Here is a 20,760-nt window from a genome sequence, read left to right as displayed (position 1 = left end):
AATAAATGAAAAGCCACTGAAAAGTGGCTTTTTTTTGTTTGAATGGTAAATTAGGTCAAATTTTTGTTTGGAGAATACGATTGGAATTTCTATATGAGTACGGGCTGTTTCTAGCTAAAACGGCGACATTTGTGATTGCCGCCGCTGCGGTAATATTAATTAGTGTCGCTGCAGCGATAAAGCCTAAAAGTAAAAAAGGTGAGATTGAGATTGATGATATTTCTGAGCAGTTAGATGATTTGAAAAATGATTTTATTGAAAGCACCTTATCTAAAAAAGCATTAAAAGCGCACCATAAAGCCCAAAAGAATGATGCTAAAAAAAGCACTGATGAACAGTCGAAACCACGATTATATGTACTTGATTTTAATGGTAGTATGGATGCCCATGAAGTCGATAGTTTACGTGAAGAAATTACCGCAATTGTTGCAATTGCCGATCCTAAGCAAGACAAAGTGTTGGTTAGGCTAGAAAGTGGTGGCGGTGTAGTTCATGGCTATGGACTTGCTGCTTCCCAGCTACAACGCATTAAAAATAGAGGTATTCACCTTACGGTTGCGATTGATAAAGTTGCTGCCAGTGGTGGTTACATGATGGCTTGTGTCGCTGATGAAATTGTTGCCGCACCGTTTGCTATCGTTGGCTCTATTGGTGTGATAGCACAAATTCCAAATTTTAATAAAATTCTGAAGAAAAACGATGTTGATTTTGAACAAATCACTGCGGGTGAGTTTAAACGTACCCTAACTTTATTTGGTGAAAATACAGATAAAGCACGGGAGAAGTTTAAAGAAGAAATAGAGCAAACTCATGACTTATTCAAACTGTTTGTTAGCAGTCAACGGCCAAGTTTAGATATTAACTTAGTGGCAACAGGTGAGCACTGGTTTGCGACTCAAGCGCTTGAAAAAGGTCTAGTCGATACCATAGAAACCAGTGATGACACATTGCTTAAGTATCAAGATGAGCGACAAATATATAAAATTAAATATAAAGTTAAAAAGAGCTTAAGCGACAAGCTTGCTATCGGGTTGAGTAACACTGTTAACAAAACCGGTATATCATTATTGTCTCGTTTAAAAGGGCTAAACCCATAAAGGTTTCCGTTATTAAATGATAAAAAAACCCGCAAATTTGCGGGTTTTTTTTATTTTTACAAGCACAACTTTAGTCAGTTGATCTGTGATAATCCTCTAAGTCTTTTGCTGCATTAGGGTCGTTAAATACGGCCTCATCTAGTTCACCTTCAGATTTAGCCACTACACATGTCACCATGCAATCGCCCGTTACATTGACCGCTGTGCGGGTCATATCAAGTAACCTATCAACGCCAATAATTATGGCAATGCCCTCAACAGGTAAACCAACTTGATTCAGGACCATGGCAAGCATGATTAATCCTACGCCAGGAACACCAGCGGTGCCTACAGACGCTAAAGTGGCGGTTAAAACTACCATTAAGTAATCTGAAATTGTTAGATCAACACTGAAGACTTGTGCAATAAATACCGTAGCCACACCTTGCATGATTGCTGTACCGTCCATGTTAATAGTGGCACCGAGTGGAATTGTAAATGACGCAACTGAATTTTTTGCCCCTAATTTTTTAGTGGCTGTTTCAAGTGTAATAGGCATTGTTGCACTTGAACTTGAAGTGCTAAATGCAAATAAACAGGCATGCTTCATTTTTTTCAAAAAGATAACAGGGTTTAATCCAGTTAAAAATTTCAGTAATAAACTGTAATTAATAAATGCATGGAAAAATAATGCAGCCACAACAACACCAAAATATTTAGCTAAGCTGACTATCAAGTTCAACTCGATAGTAGTGAAGAGCTTTGCCATTAAACAGAATACCCCATAAGGAGCTACGTTCATTAATAAGGTAACTAATTTTAAAATCACGGTATTTAAATCTTCAAAAACAACCGCTACTCGTTTACCTGCACTGCCGCCAAGTGCCATGGCAATACCAAATAGTAATGCAAATACAATAACTTGTAACATGTTTCCACTGGCCATGGCATCAATTGGATTGGTTGGGAACATGCCAATGATTACTTGTGCAAGAGTTGGTGCTTCTTTTGCGCTATACGTCGCTTCAGAAGGTAAGTTAATCCCTTCCCCTGGATTAACTAATAATGCCAAGGTAATCGCAACCGTAATTGCAATTGCGGTAGTAATAAGATAAAGAGCGATTGATTTACCGCCTAAACGGCCTAATTTTTTCGGATCACTTAAGCTACATGTACCACAAACAAGTGAAACAAATACCAGTGGTACAACTAACATTTTCAAACTGGCGATAAAAATTTGTCCACCAATATGAAATAAACCATCAACAAAAAAGCCTTTAATTGGCAAAGAGAATAATCCAAGTGGGATTAGATAATCGTCTTCGCCAGCTAATATTGCTTGGAATATGAAGCCTACAGCAACCCCTAGAAACATACCTATCATGATACGGGTGGTTAAACTCATTGAACGGATTTTTGACATAGTAACAATCTATTTTTTATAAATTTGCCATAGCCTACCAGCATGCAGATTTTTATACAGAAAAAATCGATAAATATGAAAAAAAAATATGGATCAAAAAAACAACAAAAAACAAATAAAAGTTGTGATTTCCAAGCGTGTTATAGGTTAATATTGAGTAAATGTATTATTTAAATAATTAATAACAAAGCTAGGGAGAGGGCAATGCCTTTAATGCGATGGCTCAGTGTCATACTGTTAAGTTTTTTTATCACTGCGTGTGGTGGCGGTGGAACACTTGAAAAGGACGGTGGAGGCCTTGATGGAGGGGGCACTGATTCTCCTTCATATACACTAAGTATTAATGGTTTGTCAGAAACCACTGGTGAAGCTGCTAACGACGTTTCTTCTGAACAACGTTTAGTGCTCGTGGCTAAGTTATTGAAAGATGGTGTAGCAGCACCTAATGTAATTGTCACTTTTACTACTGATGGCGGATATGGTGTGCTTGATCCTGAATCAGGCACTGTCAAGACTGGAACTGATGGTAGCGCTAAAATATACCTTTCCGTGGGTAATACAGCTGGAGCCGGTACCGTTAATGCGTCGGTCACAATTAATGGTGAAACGTTTAACACCACAGAGCCTTTTACTTTTACGTCGACAGGTGATCAAGACAGTACAGCCCAAGACACTTATACAGTTACTCTTCAAGGCTATAGCCAAGATACCGGAGCAATTTCAAATAGTGTAACAAGTCAAGCGCCTTTAGACTTAAGAGCAACTTTAAAGCAAAATGGCGAAATAGTCGCTGGCAAGCGTATTTTGTTCACGCTGACAGATGGGATTGGCCTATTACAGCCCACAACAGGCTCAGCATTAACTCAAAATGATGGTATTGCGACAATCGAACTTACTGCAGGTAAAGATGCGGGAGCAGGTAAAGTGACTGCCACTTATAATGTCGGTGGGGAGTCTTATTCTGGAACTTTTGATTTTCAGACTACGGGTGGCCAGGGTAGTGATACAGGGGTCTCGGGTACTATAACTCTAGAGCTAAATATCTTAGATCAAAATGGAGCAGTATTTACTGAGCTAAATCCGGTTAGTAAAGATAATAAAGGTGTTGTTTCTGCTACATTAAGAGATGATGGTGTGCCACTTGCTTCTCAATTAATTAGTTTTACATCTAAATTCACGGGTAAAATCACCCCAGAGTTAGGTACTGCATTAACTGATCAGAATGGTGTAGCCGTAGTAACACTAAGCAGTGGCAACTTCAAAGGAGCTGGTCAAGTTGTTGCAAGCTATGAATCTGAAAGTAACGAGATAATAACAAAAACAGCTGGCTTTGTTTCAAATGGTGACGATGCTCCGGTTGAAAGTGCTCAAGCAGAATTAGATATTAAACTTCTCCAAGGGTGTAATGCTAATTGGGATACAAATCGCAATACTGTCGCATTAAATCCGCTAGACCCTTCTAGTGGTTGTACAGTGACCAATACATTTTCATCCGATTCACTTATTGACGTACTCATTAAGGTTGTAGACACCAGTAGTGGTGATGGTATTTCAGGGATTATTGCTGAGTTATCTACAGATTTAGGTCAATTACTTCCTGATTCAGGAAAAGCCTTAACTGATAACTTTGGATTTGCGCTATTAAAACTACAACCAGGAGCAAGTAGTGGAGCCGGTACTCTAACTGCTACAGCAAAAGATACAAACTTAAATAAAGCATTTTCAATTAGTACGGCAGAATTAAAAGTATCAATAGATAATGGCTTGCCTAATTTATTAGATAGCTTAGGTAATCCAATTGAGGGTCAATATCAGCCACTAGCTGCAGGTGCAACAACCGTTATAACTGTTGAAATTAGAGATACTAATGATGATTTAATCGTAACGCCTTTTGATGTTCAGTTTACATCAAGTTGTGTTGAGAGTGGTAAATCAATTGTTGATGAAAAAGTGATCAGTATTGGTGGTATTGCTACGTCAACATATAGAACAAATGGCTGTAAAAGTGCACAAGGTGATACTGTTATTGCAACAGTATTAACAGGGGGCACGCCCGAAATAGCGTCAGTTAATATTCCTGTTTCTGAAGCTGATGTGGCGTCGATTGAATTTATTTCAGCGACTCAAAATGTAATTGCGTTAAAGGGTACTGGTGGTGTTGGTCGTAAAGAAAATAGTGAACTAACATTTAAATTAATCGACAAAATTGGCCAAGATGTTACGAGTAAACGCTTAGATTTCCGTCTTACTTCTACTAATGGTGGGATCAGTTTATCGCATCATAGTGTTGACACTGATGCTGCTGGCTTGGCCCGAGTTCAAGTGAATTCAGGTTTTGTGCCGATGGCAGTGCGAGTGCAAGCATGTTTTATTCCTGATGAGCAAATACCAGCCGATCAAAATGATAATGTAACTTGCTGGCAAGATGTATATACGCAATGCCAAAAAGCAGAGGCAGACCGTGACCAAGGAGTAAGCTGTCCAACAGGTAACTTGTCGTTGGTGTCATTGGATCAGCAAATTATCACCGTGTCTGATTTACTCTCTATTAGTACAGGGCTTCCTGATAATAATAGTTTTACCGCTTCGATTACTAACTATGCTACAGAGACTTTGCAATACGATAATGAAACGTTTGATATAACAGTGCTCATTGCAGACCATTTTAATAACCCGGTTCCAGATGGTACCTCAGTGTATTTAACAACAGAGGGGGGCGCTATTGGTACTTTAGATGGTGAAGAGGGCAATCCACAACTAGAGTGTCTCTCTGTTGATGGTGCATGTACAGTGCAATGGCGAAGCCAGAACCCTAGACCATTTACTGAAAATAAATGGGGAAATAAATTATCTGATTACAACCCTAAAAAGCTGCTACGTGTTAAAGCAAAATATTTGGAGGATATAGTTGGCGTTACTAATCCTACATTTGTACAAAGTAATGCCGTCACACTTACTCAGTTAAATGCAAATGCAAATTTTGCAGGATTGGTTGAAGAAACACGTAACTGCGATTTATATAAGAATAACCCTGCGCCTTGTATTGATGGGATTTTGAATGCTAACACGAATGAATTAGGTGTACCGCTTGGGGCACGTGCTACAGTTTTAGTTACAGCTAAAGGGCAAGAGTCTTTTATTGATATTAATGGTAATGGCCTATTCGATAGCAATGAATACTATTCAGGCTATGACTTAAATGAAGCGTTCGTTGATCATAATGAGAGCGGAACTTACGACGGTTTATCGGCAATTTATGACCCAGTGACAGCTTCATTAACTAAAGATGCACAAAGCTGTACAGATGGCTCAGATACTGATCCATGTAGTGAGTTTGCAACGAACGGAGCCCATTTTGAGGAGCCAATAGGTGATATAGACTCTAACGGTATGCATACATTACTAGATGGCAAATATAATGGGTTATTATGCACCGAAGCAGCACAGGCTGCTAACATGTGTAATAAAGAGCTTATTGATGTACGCCGTTCATTTGAAGTTATTATGTCCGGCAGTACAGTTTATTACCGTTTTGTAATTGACAAAGAATCATTACGTAATAAGTTTGCTGCGGCGTTAGCTGAAATTGAGTTAGATGACGCTGGTAATCCCACTGGAAATCTTTCAATAAATGCTCTGGGAGTAGCCAATAGTATTGATAGCTGTGAAAACATCACTAATCAATATGATGTTGGGACTACATCTGAGGTGATTCTTGGTCTTGAGGAGAGTGTTAACGATCAAATGTGTGATATCACAGAGCTCAATATTGCAAGCTATGATTCGGGTGTTCAGTTAGCTTCGTTATCTTTTAATTTTTATTACTCTGATATTTACAATAACCCGTTAGCTGCGGAAACAAATGTTGAGATAAGTACAGAAAACGGAGATTACAGTGGTACAGACGGATTTGTGATTGGCAATTCTTCAGCAACAAATGCTGCATTAATTGGCCTTTCTATAAGTCGTGAAGCGGAGCCGAATAAAAAATCTATTGGATTTTTAAAGCTTTCATTTACTTCGCCTAAAGAGAACAATACCACTGCACAATTACAAATTAGTGATGATGGTTAGCTAGTTTCAAACATTTAAATAAAATAAATGCCAACCATAAGGTTGGCATTTTTGTTGCTATTCTATATATTCCACTGCAAATACCTTAAAACACCGTTTTGTCTAAATTAACGACAATAATTGTTTAATTATTCATTAAAAGCAGAAAAGTTTGTATTAAAAGCTTGTAACAATTGGTGTTTGTAGATATACCTATAAATATTCGCGCCCGTAAATGGGCAAAACACATTTAAAATACTTGGTTAGAAATAGGCAACTATGGGCAAATCGCTAGTAATTGTAGAGTCTCCTGCTAAGGCTAAAACAATTAATAAATATTTAGGAAACGATTTTATCGTCAAGTCCTCTATTGGGCATGTACGAGATCTTCCTACCTCCGGTTCAGGCAAAACCAAAACGGCTGCTGTAAAAACACCTGCAGAAGTACGTAAAATGGCACCAGAAGAAAAGGCCGCGTACAAAAAACAGCGTGATTATACAAATTTAGTAGCTCGAATGGGGATTGATCCAGATAAAGGCTGGGAGCCACATTACGAAGTGTTACCAGGTAAAGAAAAAGTTGTTCAAGAATTACAAAAGCTCGCTGAAAACGCCGACCAAATCTATCTCGCAACGGATTTGGATAGGGAAGGAGAAGCGATTGCTTGGCACCTGCAAGAAATTATCGGTGGAGAGCCAGAAAAGTATAAGCGTGTCGTATTCAATGAGATAACTAAAAATGCCATTCAGGCCGCCTTTGAGGCCCCTGGTGAGCTAAATACCGACATGGTCTATGCCCAGCAGACTCGTCGCTTTTTAGATCGTGTTGTAGGCTTTATGGTATCGCCATTATTGTGGCAAAAAGTTGCCCGTGGTTTATCCGCTGGACGAGTACAGTCTGTCGCAGTACGTTTGTTAGTTGAGCGCGAGCGTGAAATTAAAGCGTTTATTCCTGAAGAGTTCTGGGATATTCATGCCGATGTGAAAAATACAGAGTCGGCACTTCGTTTAGAGGTGTTCAAGCAAGGTGATAAAGCCTTTAAGCCAGTCAATGAAGCGCAAGCTATGGCAGCTACTGCATCTTTAGAGCAAGCTGAATATAAAGTTGTTAGTGTTGAGGAAAAGCCAAGTAAAAGTCGTCCTAGTGCGCCACTAATTACTTCAACAATGCAACAAGCTGCGAGTACGCGTTTAGGCTATGGCGTTAAAAAGACCATGATGTTAGCGCAACGTTTGTATGAAGCAGGTTATATCACCTATATGCGAACTGACTCAACCAACTTGTCGAAAGATGCAGTTGCAATGTGTCGCGAGTATGTTTCGCAGCAGTTTGGTGATAAGTATTTACCAAAAGAAGCTATTAGTTATAGTTCAAAAGGCAATGCACAAGAGGCGCATGAGGCGATCCGTCCTTCAAGTGTTACTGTGTTATCTGGTCACCTAGAAGGCGTAGACCCGGATGCTAAAAAGCTTTATGAGTTAATTTGGCGTCAATTTGTTGCGTGTCAAATGGTCCCTGCTGAATATGACTTAACAACATTAACTGTTACTGCCGCCGATTTCCAATTAAGAGCCAAAGGACGGGTGTTACGTTTTGATGGTTGGACTAAAGTACAACCAGCAGTTCGAAAAAAGAACGAAGAAGATCAATCACTACCAGCTATTAAAGAAGGCGAGATATTAAGCCTTGTTGAACTTGATCCAAAACAGCATTTTACTAAGCCGCCAGCACGCTTTAGTGAAGCGAGTTTAGTAAAAGAACTTGAAAAGCGTGGTATTGGTCGTCCATCTACCTATGCATCGATTATTTCAACGATACAAGATCGTGGATATGTCCGTGTTGAAAGCCGTCGTTTCTTTGCAGAAAAAATGGGTGAAATTGTCACCGATCGTTTAGTTGAGAACTTTACTGATCTGATGAACTTTGACTTTACTGCAAAAATGGAAGGCCGGTTAGATGACATCGCTGAAGGTGAGCGTGTCTGGACACAGGTACTTGACAAGTTTTACGCTGATTTTTCTACACAACTGACTTTAGCCAGTGGTGAAGAAGATGAAGGTGGGATGCGTAAAAATGAAATGGTCGAAACTGATATTGACTGTCCAACATGCGGCAGAAAAATGGGTATTCGAACAGCCTCTACTGGCGTTTTCTTAGGCTGTACAGGTTATAATTTACCGCCAAAAGAACGTTGTACTACCACTATGAACTTAGTGTCAGGTGATGAAGCGGTTGCCGCTGACGTTGAAGATGTCGAAACCGAAACATTGATGCAAATGAAGCGTTGCCCAATTTGTGAAACGGCAATGGATTCATACCTGATAGATGAAACTCGTAAATTACATGTTTGTGGTAATAACCCTGCTTGTAAGGGCTATGTCGTTGAGCAGGGCACGTTTAAAATTAAAGGCTATGATGGCCCTATCATTGAATGTGATAAATGCTCATCAGATATGCAGCTTAAATCAGGGCGCTTTGGTAAATACTTTGGCTGTAGTAATGATGAGTGTAAAAACACCCGTAAATTACTGCGTAACGGCGAAGCAGCGCCACCAAAAGAAGACCCTGTTCAGTTACCAGAATTAGAGTGTGAAAAATCGGATGCATACTTTGTGCTACGTGACGGCGCTGCAGGTATTTTCTTAGCAGCGAATACCTTCCCTAAATCACGTGAAACTCGTGCCCCTAAAGTGGAAGAGTTACAGCGTTTTAGAGATCGTATTTCACCTAAGTTTTATTATCTAGCTGATGCACCAGTAAAAGATCCTGATGGTAACTTAGCAATTGTTCGTTATAGCCGTAAGAATAAAGAACAATATGTAATGACTGAGGTTGACGGTAAAGCAACAGGCTGGACTGCACATTTCAATGCAGGAAAGTGGGTTGAAGAGGCAAAGAAGAAAGCCGCACCTAAGAAAAAACCAGCCGCTAAAAAGGCAACAGTCAAGAAAGCCGCACCTAAAAAAGCCGCTGCAAAAACAAAAAAGGACGCTGAGTAGAATACTAAGCTCTGAAAACAAAAAAACCGGAATGCACACCCTTGTGTCAATTCCGGTTTTTTTATATCAAAAATTATGTCTTTAGAGGCATTTTTGACGTTAGATTTTTACGTCAGTGACTTTTTTATAGCCTTCTGATTCAAGTTCATCATTTACGCACTTTAGTACGTATGGTTTAAGCTCTTCATTGCTGATGTCGTCGTCTTTAGCCCAGTTTAAACACATCTCAGTGTATTCTTTAATTGTTTCGGCGGAAGCTTCAACAGCATCGTCAGCAACAGCAAAAGTTGCATAAACTGCAAATAATGGCGCTACGATAAGCGCTAGCAATGCTTTTTTCATTCGTGTATTCCTAAAAAATGTAGTGACTGCTGTTTTATATTCAAAAACAACAGTGATCCAATCAAGCAACATGCTGTTGGTAAGTGATTCTTAAACGAAATGACAATAAAAGATAACGAAATATTTTTATCGTAAAGACAAATATAATGTAATAAGAGACGGTAAAATAATGAGAAACTTATGTTAATCAATGCTATCTTACGCCAGCTATCAATTTAGGAATAATTATGTCTCAAAGCCAACTACCTGACACCACACCTCGTGTTGCATCTAAACTAGAACAGTTTGTTGAAAGCTTTATTTTTCGAGCCCGCTGGCTACTAGCTCCCTTTTTTATAGGCTTACTCGTTGCAATTGTACTGTTACTTTTGAAGTTTTTTAAATACCTGTATCAAATGGCGATAAATACATTTAGCGCTACTAATGAGCAACTACTGGTGGGTATTTTGACCTTGGTTGATACCGCATTACTGGCAGGATTATTATTAATAATTATTTTTAGTGGCTATGAAAATTTTGTTTCTAAATTAAATATTGGTAATCATGAAGATCGCCCTGCATGGATGGGTAAAGTAGGTTTTTCTGGTCTTAAAATGAAATTGATCAGCGCAATTGTTGCCATTTCTGCAGTCGAACTGTTAAAGGTGTTTATAAGCTCTACTAGTCACTCAAGTGATGAATTGATGTGGAAAGTAATAATTCATGTTACTTTTGTGATATCAGGTGTGCTATTTGCTCTCACTGATTTTATAAATAGCAAAACTCACAATCATTAAATAGCAGATAACGCAACGCTATCTGCCTATATGTTTTGTTATTTAAAGATACTCAACCACATAGCCTTTAAACTCGGTTCTTTTGCGTACATATTCATACCCATTTTAAAAATACGAGCGGCAAATATACGTAAGTAATAAAAACAGCCAATACTGAGAAGCAGGGATAAGAGTGCTTGCCAAATTGGTATTTCAACTAATGACATGCGCACCGGCATAACCGCAAATGCCGTGATCGGCAAGTAACTAAGCACGATTGTTAAAACACTGTTTGGTGCATCGATAACAAAAAATGCAATCACAATAGGTGCCAATGGCAGCATCATTAAGGCACTTTTACTACTGTGATTAGGATCATCAATACCCGCTGCGATCGCAGCCATAAATGCAGCGCAGATGCCAAGACCTACAATCGCATAGGCTAACAACCAAGGCAGTAATGACCAATTAATAAAGTCTAAATTGAGGGCTTGTTGTTTAATGATAACGGTAAAAAATAGCATCGATAAAATAATCGATAGCAAGGTGCCAATCATGGTTTTTACTGCAAGTAATATTTGCCCAAGTAGCTTACCATCTATCCATGTTTGTGGTGTCATGGTGGCCAGCAATTGCTCCGTTACGCGGTTTTGCTTTTCACCGGTAATACTGACAAAGAGTTGGCCAAAGATCCCAAACATCGCAACAAATAATAATATCAGTACCCCAAATGCTGTGTATGTTTGACTACGATCAGCTTGATTTTTCAAAAGCTCGTCAAGTACCCTATGTTCAATTGAAATATTTTTCGTCAATCCTAGTCGTTGTTGCTCGCTTAAGCCTAAGCTATCAAATTGAGCTTGTTGCAATTGCGCTCTAAGGAGCGATTGCAATGTTGTTTGCCATGCTGATTTTACAGCCGTTATTAACGTATATGAGTGAGTCGCTTGGTCAAACTTAAGTACGCCATCATAGCCAGTATCCTCAGCTAAATTTGCAATGATGGCAGTTAAATCATCATGTTTGGTAAACTTAAATTGTGTCGATGTAGGCTCTGTTTTGACGCTAAACTCGAGGTTGCTTGCTAAATGATAACCTTGTTCAAGTTGACTGTTTGCAGTGGCAAAAAAATAAATAACTCCAGCAATAGCGAGCATGATCAACTTCGAAATAATTTCTTGTTTTAATTTAAAAAAATGCAAGAACTCCCATTTTGCAACAATCCAGAGCTGTTGCTGTGTAAGCGATGATTTATTCATAGCGTCGTTCCTTGATCCAGTTTAGCGTTATGCTCAGCTACTGCGTGTAAATAAATTGCATGCAGTGACTGAGCTTTATTTTTGAGTTCACATATTTCCCCGATGCTGATTAACTGAGGAAGTAACTGGTTAAGTGATTGGTGTTGCTTTAGGGTGATAGTTAGTTGCTGTGCTTTTATTTGCTCAACACAATAATGTTCACATAGTTGCTCAAAGTAAGTTTGATTAATTGGATCGTTGAATACGACTTGAATACTATTATTTTGCGCGCTTTGAAGTATATTACTGAGTTTGCCGTATAAAACACTTTCACCTTGATTTAATAGCAATACCCGATCAGCAAGTTTTTCTACCATCGCCATCTGATGTGCACTTAAAATAACGGTCATGCCTTGCTGTTTTAATTGCGCTAAAAATTCAACAACTAATTCCTGATTAATAGGATCTAAGCCAGAAAATGGCTCATCTAAAATTACCCATTTGGGCTTATGTAAAATTGCAGTGATCAATTGGATTTTTTGTTGGTTCCCTTTAGAAAGTGATTTTAAGGGGTCATTCAAGCGTGCGGTTAAATTAAATTTAGCTAACCAATAGTCACAGCGCTGCGTAAATTCGCTATCTTTTACGCCGTGTAATGCTGCAAAAAATTGTAGATTTTGTTTTATTGTTTTTTCTGGATAGAGGCCTCGGTCTTCTGGTAGATAGCCCAGTAAATGTGCCGGAATAGATGAATACGCTTGTCCTGCATCATTGAGTTGAATAGAGCCACTATCTGGAGAGGAAAAACCAACGATCATTTTTACTAATGATGATTTCCCCGCACCATTGGGGCCAAGTAAAGCAAAAATCTCTCCTGGTTGCACATCAAATGACAGCTTATTAACCGCAGTAACCGTTTTATAGTGTTTTTCAAGGTTGTTAATAATTAACGACATGTGATCCCTACAATATTGTTTTTTTTGAGTTTAATCGGTTACAACCAAGAATGTAACTACTACCAGAGATGAAATTGTAAGCAAAGATTATGCAATAATTAAATAAGAAGTGTGCAGACACTGCAGTTAATACATATTTGCAAAGCTAATATAGTAAAATTACAAGTTGATTAACTTTTCCTTGATGATAGTTGGGTATTTATTAATATTATTTTCAATTGATTAATAATGAGTGCTGTAGTCTTACAGTTACTTTAGATGCGGTTCATGATGAAGCAAAACGACGGATAGTTTCGCTTTAATGAGCGGTATGATTTAGTCACTTAGGGTGCAAATCTTCGCCATTATAGGCATAATGAACGCGATATTTCGCGAATTCGGTGTAAGCAATGATAAAACAGTTTTTAGACGATCCAACTTTATTACTCAACGCTGTTGGTGAGGGAATATATGGCTTTGATTTAAGTGGTAATGCGGTATTTGTAAACCCCGCTGCTGAACGCATGACTGGATGGCATGCAGATGAGTTGCTGGGTAAAAAAATTCATCAGTACCATCATCATAGTCATGCTGACGGGCGGCCATATCCAGCAGATGAATGCCAGATTTATTGCACTATGTTTGACGGCAAGCATCGGCATGTTAAAGATGAGGTATTTTGGCGTAAAGACGGCAGCTGTTTTGCGGTAGAATATACATCTACACCCGTTTATAAAAATAATCAGTTGATCGGCGCTGTCGCGATATTTCGCGATGTATCAAAACAACACCAGACAGAGCACGCACTGCGTGATGCTTTAGCGCAAGTGAATCACTTAAGTGAGCAATTAAAAGAGCAAAATAGCTATTTGATAGCAGAACTTAATGAAGATTGGCAAGAGTCTGGTTTGGTAGGCAAAAGCCACGTATTTCAAACCATGCTTGAGCAAATAAAACTTGTTAGCCCGACCGATAGCACTGTGTTGATTTTAGGTGAGAACGGCACAGGAAAAGAATTAGTCGCTCGTAACTTACATCGCTTAAGTGGGCGCAGTGGGCAATCCTTTATTAAGGTCAATTGCGCCGCATTTACGCCAAGCTTACTTGAATCTGAGTTATTTGGTCATGAAAAGGGGGCTTTTACGGGGGCTAAGGAGCATCGTAAAGGACGTTTTGAGTTGGCTAATAATGGCACCATTTTTTTAGACGAAATTGGAGAGCTTGCTCTTGAAGCGCAAAGTAAGTTGTTACGGGTATTGCAAGAGCATGAATTTGAACGTGTTGGCAGTAGCCAAACACGTAAAGTTAATATTCGTGTAATTGCTGCGACTAATCGTGACTTATGGGCAATGGTGCAGTCAGGATGCTTTAGAATAGATTTATATTATCGACTAAATGTATTTCCAATCACAGTTCCACCACTGAAAGCGCGTAAAGAAGATATTCCATACTTGTGTAGTAATTTGATTGCACAATTAAATAAACGTCTTGGTAAACAGCTCAAAGGACTCAGTGAGAAAGCCATAACACAGCTACAAGCGTATGATTGGCCGGGTAATATTCGTGAATTACAGAATGTACTAGAGCGAGAGGCTATTTTATCAAAGCAGTCTGTATTGCAGTTATCGCAACCACTTGATGCCAATGCTAGCGCTAACCTAAACACGGATCTGAGCCTTGACGAAGCGCAGAGACAGCATATCATCGCAGTATTAGAGCTATCAAATTGGCAAATTTCTGGCAGTCAAGGCGCGGCAGTTAAATTAGGCATGCCGGAGAGTACGTTACGATCAAAAATGCGCAAGTTGATGATCCGTAAAAATCGTTAAATATCACGACACTCGCTAAATATCGCGATTTTAGCGAATTTATTAAATAAAAATTCATTAATATTCAGTTGCTTAATTTAATTTCAGTTTGGTCTGAAACTTGCAAACTTACAGGCCTAACCGTCACAGTAAGTAGTTATTATGAAATTTGATATTAAAGAAGAAGATATGATCATCAAGCCCTATAAGCATGAAGGGCCTATTTATATCCGTGAGCAAAAAGGATTTTTCCAGCGTATTCGCCGTAACCTTGGTTGGTTACTCATGCTTACATTCATTCTTATTCCTTGGATCCCATACAAAGGCCAGCAAGCGGTATTGCTAGATGTTGCGAGTCAAAAGTTTGCTATTTTTGGGCTGACCTTACTGCCCCAAGATTTTATGATCTTGGCGTTGTTATTTATGTTAGGCGCTTTTGCGTTGTTTTTTGTTACCAATTGGCTTGGCCGGGTATGGTGTGGATATACATGCCCACAAACAATTTGGATGCTGATGTTTTCATGGGTGGAGCAACGTATAGAGGGAACACGTAATCAACGTATAAAGTTAGATAAATCCGCGTGGACGTTATCAAAATGGCAGAAAAAAACAATCAAGCATAGCGCTTGGTTAATCATATCATTGTTTACAGCAACGTCATTTATGGCTTACTTTATTCCGGCTAAAAGCTTGTATGGGGATATGTTTACTCTGCAATGGTCGGGCATCACTAGTTTTTGGGTATTTTTGTTTGCCTTTTGTACTTATGGAAATGCCGGTTTCTTAAGAGAAAAAATGTGCACCATTGCTTGTCCATACTCACGGTTTCAGGCTGTAATGTTTGATAAAGATACATTACTTGTCACTTACGATAGTGCGCGTGGGGAAAGTCGTGGTCCACGTAAACGTAAGGCCGATCCTAAAGCGTTAGATTTAGGTGATTGCGTAGATTGCAATTTATGTGTGGAAGTGTGCCCTGCAGGGATTGATATTCGTAACGGCTTACAATATGAATGTATTAACTGTGGTTTATGTATCGATGCGTGTGACGACACAATGGATAAGTTTGGCTATCAAAAAGGCTTGATCAAGTACGCAAGCGAAAAACAGATGGCTGGCGAGCAAACTAATCCATACCGGTTGAAACTGGTTGGTTATGGCGCACTCACGGTTTTATTAATGGTCAGTATGTTAGCGTGGTTAGTTCAACGCACGCCAATCGAAGTGTCAGTACTGCGTGATCGTAATGCATTATATCGAGTAAATTATGAGGGCTTAGTTGAAAACCCTTACACCTTGACAATAATTAATAAAACACAACAGTTACTGCATTACCGAGTAGCGATTACCGGTCTTGATGTGGCTAAGTTACAGAGCCCTCAACTTACAGCTGTCGAGCCTGGTCAAATGAAGCGCATCCCGGTCACTGTGGTTGCAGATGGCTATGATTTACCAAATAAGCTCAACCAACTTGATTTTGTGATCACAGCCGAAGAAGACCGCGGTATTAAGGCATCAATAAGTAGTGTTTTTTATCGTAACTAAGTTATGCAGAGTGAAATTGAGCTGCTTTATCGTTCATTGTTTGGTGAACAAAGGTTTTAGCTTGCACTAAACATTTAAACAGACGATGGCGAACATCCACGCTAAGGCCTGCATTGTGAATAATGCGTTGCATTTGATTGATTACGATAGCTGAATCAAAAATATAAGCGCTAGCAATACATCCATTACGAACCATGGCAGAGGCCAACACTGTAAGTTGTTGCTCTGCCTGAGGAGTTGCAGCCAACAGGTTTTGAGAATTACTAATATATCCCCATGGTTTATTGGCAAGCTGACTAACCTGCTCAAATAAGCCATTGCTAAATGCAGTCACTAAACTGGCGTTAAGATTACCGTAAAAATCAGCAATGATAATATTTTGATCGCGGTGTAAACTAACCTGCCCATGTTTATTGCTAAATTTCAACGTGCTTCCTTGTGAGAAAATTTAAGAGCGCGAATTTTATACAATTTAAACGCGGAGTCTAGGTATTTTTTAATTTTTTATCAATTTGCATTAATTAATCAGTGAATAATATATAAGCAGATTAAAAATGTCAGAATAGGGCCTAAATATAATTACCAATAGACCCTCGCAATAATTATTTTGTAAGCAGGTGATCTAATGCACCTTTAATTGCAGCCACCTGTGCTGTAATACATAGCTCATCTGTTGCCGTCGGACTATCTGGGTACACTTCTGTCGTCGTGACATACTGTGCATTTGTAAAGCCCATGCATAAACCGAGTTCTCGTGCTGCATAATTGATCACACCATGTTGTTCTAATGGCACTCCAATGAGTTGATTGTTTTCATCACTGGGGGCAATTTGAGTCACATTAGCAACAGTGTCAATAATCGCTTTTTGGAATTGCGCTTCAGGTTTATTGCTATCAGCGACAAGATAAAAACCATCAGGAATATTCCAATTAGTGTTCACCTTGCCATCACGAGCCGCAAGTGCAGGGCGAAACTCACTGTTGTCAGTGTCAGTTGTTTCATGCAGATCAATATGCGCTAATAAAGGTATATTTTGTGCTTTAATATAATTTATTAGTGCTGCTGACTCTGGTGCTGGGCTTGGTGAATAAAACGAACGATTTGGATCTATGGCTGCTGGGTTCCAGCGATTAATGGTTTCATATCCCCACGGGCTAATACAAGGAGCAACCAGTAAGTTAAACTCTTTAGCATATTTCATACCTAGCGTTTTCATAAAATGTAATGCGCCATGAACACCGCTTGTTTCATAGCCATGTACGCCACCGGTGATCAATATGCTCGGTTTATTCGATGCCCACTGTTTTGATCTAATAATAAAAAGAGGGTAGCGAGTAGGATCAAAACTGAGCGCACCATATTGCTCAACCTCGAAATTATTATCCAGTTCGTTGATTAAAGTTACAACTTCAGATTGATAACTACGTTTAATCGTTTGTAGGTTAAACCAGCACTGTTTATCTTTATCATTCCAAGGCGTGCCTTGAGTACCTATTGGATAGTTATTTTCGCTCATAGAACCTTCATTTATTACAATAAAGGTTTAGCTTATCGCTGTACTAACCTCACTGCAACTAGCTGCGACTAATACACAACTGTGAATTATATTTATAAGCTGTTTGTGGACTCATATAAATTGGCATTTTGGCGCTTATGGGCTTCAAATAAATAAGCCCTTAGATGTTCTTTCCCTTGATGAATATGAGTGATCTTGGCAGCCATGCCTCGCTTACTAAAGCGTACCGGTTTGATGTCGATAGTAATATTTTTTTTGTTTGGAAGGGTTAATTTTATCTGTTGCTCAATCGCTAAAGGAGCTTTTTGAGTCGTTGATTTTAGAAAAAGTCCAGTACTTGAGATTGATTCAACTTCAAAGTCTTGGCTCTGAATATTGAGGTTCCCGCCACGCCAACAGCGCTTTATTCCTTGTGTGTCGATGACCTCTGGTGCGCTTAATACAGGGGTTACAACGCCTGTTTTATCAATTCTAATTTCAAGTGGAAACCATAATTGATAATCGCCAACTTCAGCCAGTAGTGTTAATTTTGTATTATTTAGTAATTCAGCAATATTGGCAGGGATAGAGCTTTGTAATGTCAGTGTATGATTGTCCCTCAATTTTGAAGGAACCGTCACTTGGAAAAGATCTGATATAAAATTTAGTTCTTCATTGGTCATATCCATTTAGCATCTAATCCCATGCGCGCGATAATGTAGTTAATACCGTATTTTTAAGTCGAGAGTTTAATTTCATACAATAATGTATAACGGCAGTGTAGTAACATACTTGAGTTATTTAACAAAATAAGCATATTGTGCGCCACAAAGTCGTCTTTTTGGATTGTTAAAATATATAAGAGCTAGCACTTTTATACACTGTCAGATGATAAATCTACCCTTATTTATTCTTACATGATAGTTTTTTGTTTGTTTAATGAACAGCGGCTAAGTTTTATTGCTAAAATAACGTAAATTACTGGACCTGATAAAGTTATTAAGGGTATTTTTAAATTGCGATTTCACTTTTATATTGTTTACATTAATCAACTGCTCTTTACGAATTTTCTCACGCCGAATATTTTCATCTGCTTACATTCCTTTAAATTATTCTGGTGTACTTCCAAGTGCATGTTTTTATGCACACGTAATTAATGGGCAATATATATGGACTATATTTTCTATCAACAATCAATAATTAACTTCGTTGCACAATATGCTGGTAATTCTACATCACAATTAACAGTGATGGTTGATGACACGCGCAGTATTTTAAGAGTTGATGCGTATAGGCTTTTTGAAAATATTCTTTTAAATTATCAACAATTGGGAGTAATTGAATATAGTAAAGTAGATTGCCTACTTAAAAGTGTTGCCGTGAATTTGAAAACTTCAAGTGAGTCTGAGTATTTTCTCGTTTCACAGTTAGCAACCTGGTGGCAAGAATGGCATTTCGCGCTATCGATGCGTGTAAAAACGAGTCAAAATAATGCTGTTATCGTGCAAAATAGTGATTGTTCAGCGCAAGATAATAAACCACTAACCCGTCAGCATGATTTGAGTGAGTACGTTAATTTATTTATGCAAGTGCCAATACCGTTGTGTAATGTATGTATGCTCGCTAAGGAATAATCCTTATAAACCAACGCTTTGTCGATGTGTTCGGTTACACTGTTGACGATGTTCCAACACTTAATGATTGGTGGCTTAATGCTTACCCAGATCCACATTATCTTGTGGGTGCGACAAACGTGGCAACAAGCTCTTAGCTTTGCGTTAGAAAATGATACTGATATTGAAAGGCTTTACATAGTGCATTTCAAATCCAGCAAGCAGTTAATAAATTAGCTATTAAGCATGAATATATAGATATTGGCTATATAACACTAAGCATGGGCATTAAAACTTTGCATAATCCCCAAACTGGCGATTATATCTATTTTGCTGATGCGGCAGATAAAGCTTTGTACCAAGCAAAAAGACAAGGGCGTAATTGTATCGTTGTTAGTGAAGATTGATACAAAAAATCAGCTGAGCGCTGCTAGGCATATTTGAAATAGCTGCGCTCAAGCACAGCTATAGTTCATCTGCGATTATTTTAAAATGGCCATTATCAATTCCTTTTAACGTATAGTCACCAATACGATAGCGGATTAAACGTAAAGTAGGGTGGCCAATATGTGCTGTCATCCTTCTTACTTGGCGATTACGTCCTTCGGTAAGGGTAATACTGAGCCAACTGGTTGGAATGTTTTTTCGCTCTCTAACGGGAGGATTACGTGGCCATAAAGTTGGCTCATCTATGCGTTTAACACCGGCTGGTAATGTTAATCCGTCTTTGAGCTCGACGCCTTGGCACAGTTGTTTAATTGCTGCATCAGTTGGTTCACCTTCAACTTGTGCCCAGTAAGTTTTACTGGTTTTTTTGTTTGGCGCTGTTAAAGTGTTTTGTAATTTCCCACAATTAGTGAGCAATAGCAGGCCCTCACTGTCTCTATCTAATCGTCCTGCAGCATATACATCTTTAATGGTAATAAAGTCAGCTAAGGTTTGTCTGTTTGCTTCATCAGTAAACTGGCACAGCACATCAAATGGTTTATTAAATAAGACAATTTTTCGCTCACTGGCGGCAATGGCTGGTTTTATCTCGCGCTTTATTGAGTTATTCACTTTTTTGGTTGTAATTGCACCGCGATTATAGCTACGGCCGCTATTTCGGCGTTTTGCTGTATTATTTGGTTTAGCTGTTGTCATTGCTAGATGCACCGTGCGGGTTTTGGTAAGCCAGCAATTTTAGTTGCTTGCTTAGCTGGGCCTTTAGGAAAAAGAGTATACAGATAAATACTATTGCCTTTATCTTCACCCAGTGCTTTTGCCATTGCTTTAACTAACATTCTTATTGCTGGGCTGGTGTTGTACTCCAAATAAAAATTACGCACAAAATGAATCACTTCCCAGTGTTGGGAGGTTAATTCAATGTTTTCTTGCTCGGCAATAACGCAGGCTAATTGTTCACTCCATAACGAGTGATCAAGTAAGTAACCTTGTTTATCCGTGTCGATAATTTGATTATTAAATTCAAGCATG

Annotated in this window: 16 protein-coding genes and 1 pseudogene; 8 read left to right on the top strand and 9 right to left on the bottom strand. The window is 38.8% G+C overall.

From position 1 onward, the window contains the following. Positions 1–80: 80 nt before the first annotated feature. Positions 81–1,097: a protease SohB gene (gene sohB / locus H5183_RS03610; RefSeq protein ID WP_182730965.1), complete on the top strand. Its 1,017-nt coding sequence runs from the start codon at positions 81–83 to the stop codon at positions 1,095–1,097. Positions 1,098–1,167: 70 nt separating this feature from the next. On the opposite strand, the gene H5183_RS03605 is transcribed toward sohB, so the two are convergent. Continuing rightward, positions 1,168–2,499, bottom strand: coding sequence for a dicarboxylate/amino acid:cation symporter (locus H5183_RS03605; RefSeq protein ID WP_182730964.1), 1,332 nt, complete (start codon positions 2,497–2,499; stop codon positions 1,168–1,170). A gap of 204 nt (positions 2,500–2,703) precedes the next feature. Between H5183_RS03605 and H5183_RS03600 the strand changes: the two genes are divergently transcribed. After that, complete coding sequence (locus H5183_RS03600) at positions 2,704–6,573, top strand: hypothetical protein (protein WP_182730963.1); 3,870 nt, start codon at positions 2,704–2,706, stop codon at positions 6,571–6,573. A 258-nt stretch (positions 6,574–6,831) separates the two neighbouring features. Then, a complete protein-coding gene (gene topA, locus H5183_RS03595) occupies positions 6,832–9,552 on the top strand; it encodes a type I DNA topoisomerase (protein ID WP_145233762.1) in 2,721 nt (906 codons plus the stop codon). A gap of 99 nt (positions 9,553–9,651) precedes the next feature. Here the strand turns inward: topA and H5183_RS03590 are convergent, their stop codons facing one another. Beyond that, the gene (locus H5183_RS03590) at positions 9,652–9,894 is read right to left on the bottom strand and encodes a hypothetical protein (RefSeq protein ID WP_149981038.1); all 243 of its coding nucleotides are present in this window, start codon (positions 9,892–9,894) and stop codon (positions 9,652–9,654) included. A 227-nt stretch (positions 9,895–10,121) separates the two neighbouring features. On the opposite strand from H5183_RS03590, the gene H5183_RS03585 reads away from it, so the two are divergent. After that, positions 10,122–10,670 carry a TIGR00645 family protein gene (locus H5183_RS03585; protein ID WP_145233766.1) on the top strand — a complete coding sequence of 183 codons (549 nt, stop codon included), beginning with the start codon at positions 10,122–10,124 and terminating at the stop codon, positions 10,668–10,670. Positions 10,671–10,708: 38 nt separating this feature from the next. Here H5183_RS03585 and H5183_RS03580 read toward each other — a convergent pair whose 3' ends face one another. Both H5183_RS03580 and H5183_RS03575 read right to left on the bottom strand, forming a co-directional pair. Continuing rightward, positions 10,709–11,908 carry an ABC transporter permease gene (locus tag H5183_RS03580; protein WP_149981040.1) on the bottom strand — a complete coding sequence of 400 codons (1,200 nt, stop codon included), beginning with the start codon at positions 11,906–11,908 and terminating at the stop codon, positions 10,709–10,711. Further along, on the bottom strand, positions 11,905–12,843 hold the full coding sequence (locus H5183_RS03575) for an ABC transporter ATP-binding protein (protein ID WP_149981041.1): 939 nt from the start codon (positions 12,841–12,843) through the stop codon (positions 11,905–11,907). The genes H5183_RS03580 and H5183_RS03575 overlap by 4 nt, the downstream gene beginning before the upstream one ends. Before the next feature lie 389 nt (positions 12,844–13,232). On the opposite strand from H5183_RS03575, the gene H5183_RS03570 reads away from it, so the two are divergent. Together H5183_RS03570 and ccoG are read left to right on the top strand one after the other, a co-directional pair. Beyond that, positions 13,233–14,651, top strand: a complete 1,419-nt coding sequence (locus H5183_RS03570) for a sigma-54-dependent Fis family transcriptional regulator (protein WP_149981042.1) — start codon at positions 13,233–13,235, stop codon at positions 14,649–14,651. A gap of 141 nt (positions 14,652–14,792) precedes the next feature. Next, positions 14,793–16,175: a cytochrome c oxidase accessory protein CcoG gene (gene ccoG / locus H5183_RS03565; RefSeq protein WP_145233771.1), complete on the top strand. Its 1,383-nt coding sequence runs from the start codon at positions 14,793–14,795 to the stop codon at positions 16,173–16,175. A 1-nt stretch (position 16,176) separates the two neighbouring features. Here the strand turns inward: ccoG and H5183_RS03560 are convergent, their stop codons facing one another. The 3 genes from H5183_RS03560 to H5183_RS03550 form a co-directional block, all read right to left on the bottom strand. Further along, entirely contained in the window at positions 16,177–16,602 is a 426-nt protein-coding gene (locus tag H5183_RS03560; RefSeq protein ID WP_182730962.1) for a hypothetical protein, read from the bottom strand. Between the two features lie 175 nt (positions 16,603–16,777). Continuing rightward, entirely contained in the window at positions 16,778–17,692 is a 915-nt protein-coding gene (locus H5183_RS03555) for a M14 family metallocarboxypeptidase (RefSeq protein WP_182730961.1), read from the bottom strand. A 92-nt stretch (positions 17,693–17,784) separates the two neighbouring features. Next, a complete protein-coding gene (locus H5183_RS03550; protein ID WP_182730960.1) occupies positions 17,785–18,360 on the bottom strand; it encodes a hypothetical protein in 576 nt (191 codons plus the stop codon). A gap of 480 nt (positions 18,361–18,840) precedes the next feature. Between H5183_RS03550 and H5183_RS03545 the strand changes: the two genes are divergently transcribed. Together H5183_RS03545 and H5183_RS22005 are read left to right on the top strand one after the other, a co-directional pair. Further along, positions 18,841–19,305 (top strand): hypothetical protein, encoded by a 465-nt coding sequence (locus tag H5183_RS03545; protein WP_182730959.1) that lies wholly within the window; start codon positions 18,841–18,843, stop codon positions 19,303–19,305. A gap of 182 nt (positions 19,306–19,487) precedes the next feature. Continuing rightward, positions 19,488–19,691: pseudogene (locus H5183_RS22005) on the top strand (GGDEF domain-containing protein); the annotation flags it as partial. Positions 19,692–19,749: 58 nt separating this feature from the next. Here the strand turns inward: H5183_RS22005 and H5183_RS03535 are convergent. Together H5183_RS03535 and H5183_RS03530 are read right to left on the bottom strand one after the other, a co-directional pair. Next, on the bottom strand, positions 19,750–20,427 hold the full coding sequence (locus H5183_RS03535; protein ID WP_182730958.1) for a pseudouridine synthase: 678 nt from the start codon (positions 20,425–20,427) through the stop codon (positions 19,750–19,752). Positions 20,428–20,429: 2 nt separating this feature from the next. After that, complete coding sequence (locus tag H5183_RS03530) at positions 20,430–20,759, bottom strand: TusE/DsrC/DsvC family sulfur relay protein (RefSeq protein WP_145233784.1); 330 nt, start codon at positions 20,757–20,759, stop codon at positions 20,430–20,432. Between the last annotated feature and the right edge of the window lies 1 nt (position 20,760).

It is taken from the genome of Pseudoalteromonas sp. SR44-8 (assembly GCF_014163635.1).
GTDB classification, from domain to species: domain Bacteria; phylum Pseudomonadota; class Gammaproteobacteria; order Enterobacterales; family Alteromonadaceae; genus Pseudoalteromonas; species Pseudoalteromonas rhizosphaerae.
This window is presented reverse-complemented; position numbering and strand designations above follow the sequence as displayed.

What these genes read in the sequence shown, in the direction of transcription:
- H5183_RS03605 (WP_182730964.1), bottom strand. Translation starts at nt 2,499, where the DNA reads ATGTCAAAAATCCGTTCAATGAGTTTAACCACCCGTATCATGATAGGT.
- H5183_RS03600 (WP_182730963.1), top strand. Translation starts at nt 2,704, where the DNA reads ATGCCTTTAATGCGATGGCTCAGTGTCATACTGTTAAGTTTTTTTATC.
- topA (WP_145233762.1), top strand. Translation starts at nt 6,832, where the DNA reads ATGGGCAAATCGCTAGTAATTGTAGAGTCTCCTGCTAAGGCTAAAACA.
- H5183_RS03590 (WP_149981038.1), bottom strand. Translation starts at nt 9,894, where the DNA reads ATGAAAAAAGCATTGCTAGCGCTTATCGTAGCGCCATTATTTGCAGTT.
- H5183_RS03585 (WP_145233766.1), top strand. Translation starts at nt 10,122, where the DNA reads ATGTCTCAAAGCCAACTACCTGACACCACACCTCGTGTTGCATCTAAA.
- H5183_RS03580 (WP_149981040.1), bottom strand. Translation starts at nt 11,908, where the DNA reads ATGAATAAATCATCGCTTACACAGCAACAGCTCTGGATTGTTGCAAAA.
- H5183_RS03575 (WP_149981041.1), bottom strand. Translation starts at nt 12,843, where the DNA reads ATGTCGTTAATTATTAACAACCTTGAAAAACACTATAAAACGGTTACT.
- H5183_RS03570 (WP_149981042.1), top strand. Translation starts at nt 13,233, where the DNA reads ATGATAAAACAGTTTTTAGACGATCCAACTTTATTACTCAACGCTGTT.
- ccoG (WP_145233771.1), top strand. Translation starts at nt 14,793, where the DNA reads ATGAAATTTGATATTAAAGAAGAAGATATGATCATCAAGCCCTATAAG.
- H5183_RS03555 (WP_182730961.1), bottom strand. Translation starts at nt 17,692, where the DNA reads ATGAGCGAAAATAACTATCCAATAGGTACTCAAGGCACGCCTTGGAAT.
- H5183_RS03550 (WP_182730960.1), bottom strand. Translation starts at nt 18,360, where the DNA reads ATGGATATGACCAATGAAGAACTAAATTTTATATCAGATCTTTTCCAA.
- H5183_RS03545 (WP_182730959.1), top strand. Translation starts at nt 18,841, where the DNA reads ATGGACTATATTTTCTATCAACAATCAATAATTAACTTCGTTGCACAA.
- H5183_RS03535 (WP_182730958.1), bottom strand. Translation starts at nt 20,427, where the DNA reads ATGACAACAGCTAAACCAAATAATACAGCAAAACGCCGAAATAGCGGC.
- H5183_RS03530 (WP_145233784.1), bottom strand. Translation starts at nt 20,759, where the DNA reads ATGCTTGAATTTAATAATCAAATTATCGACACGGATAAACAAGGTTAC.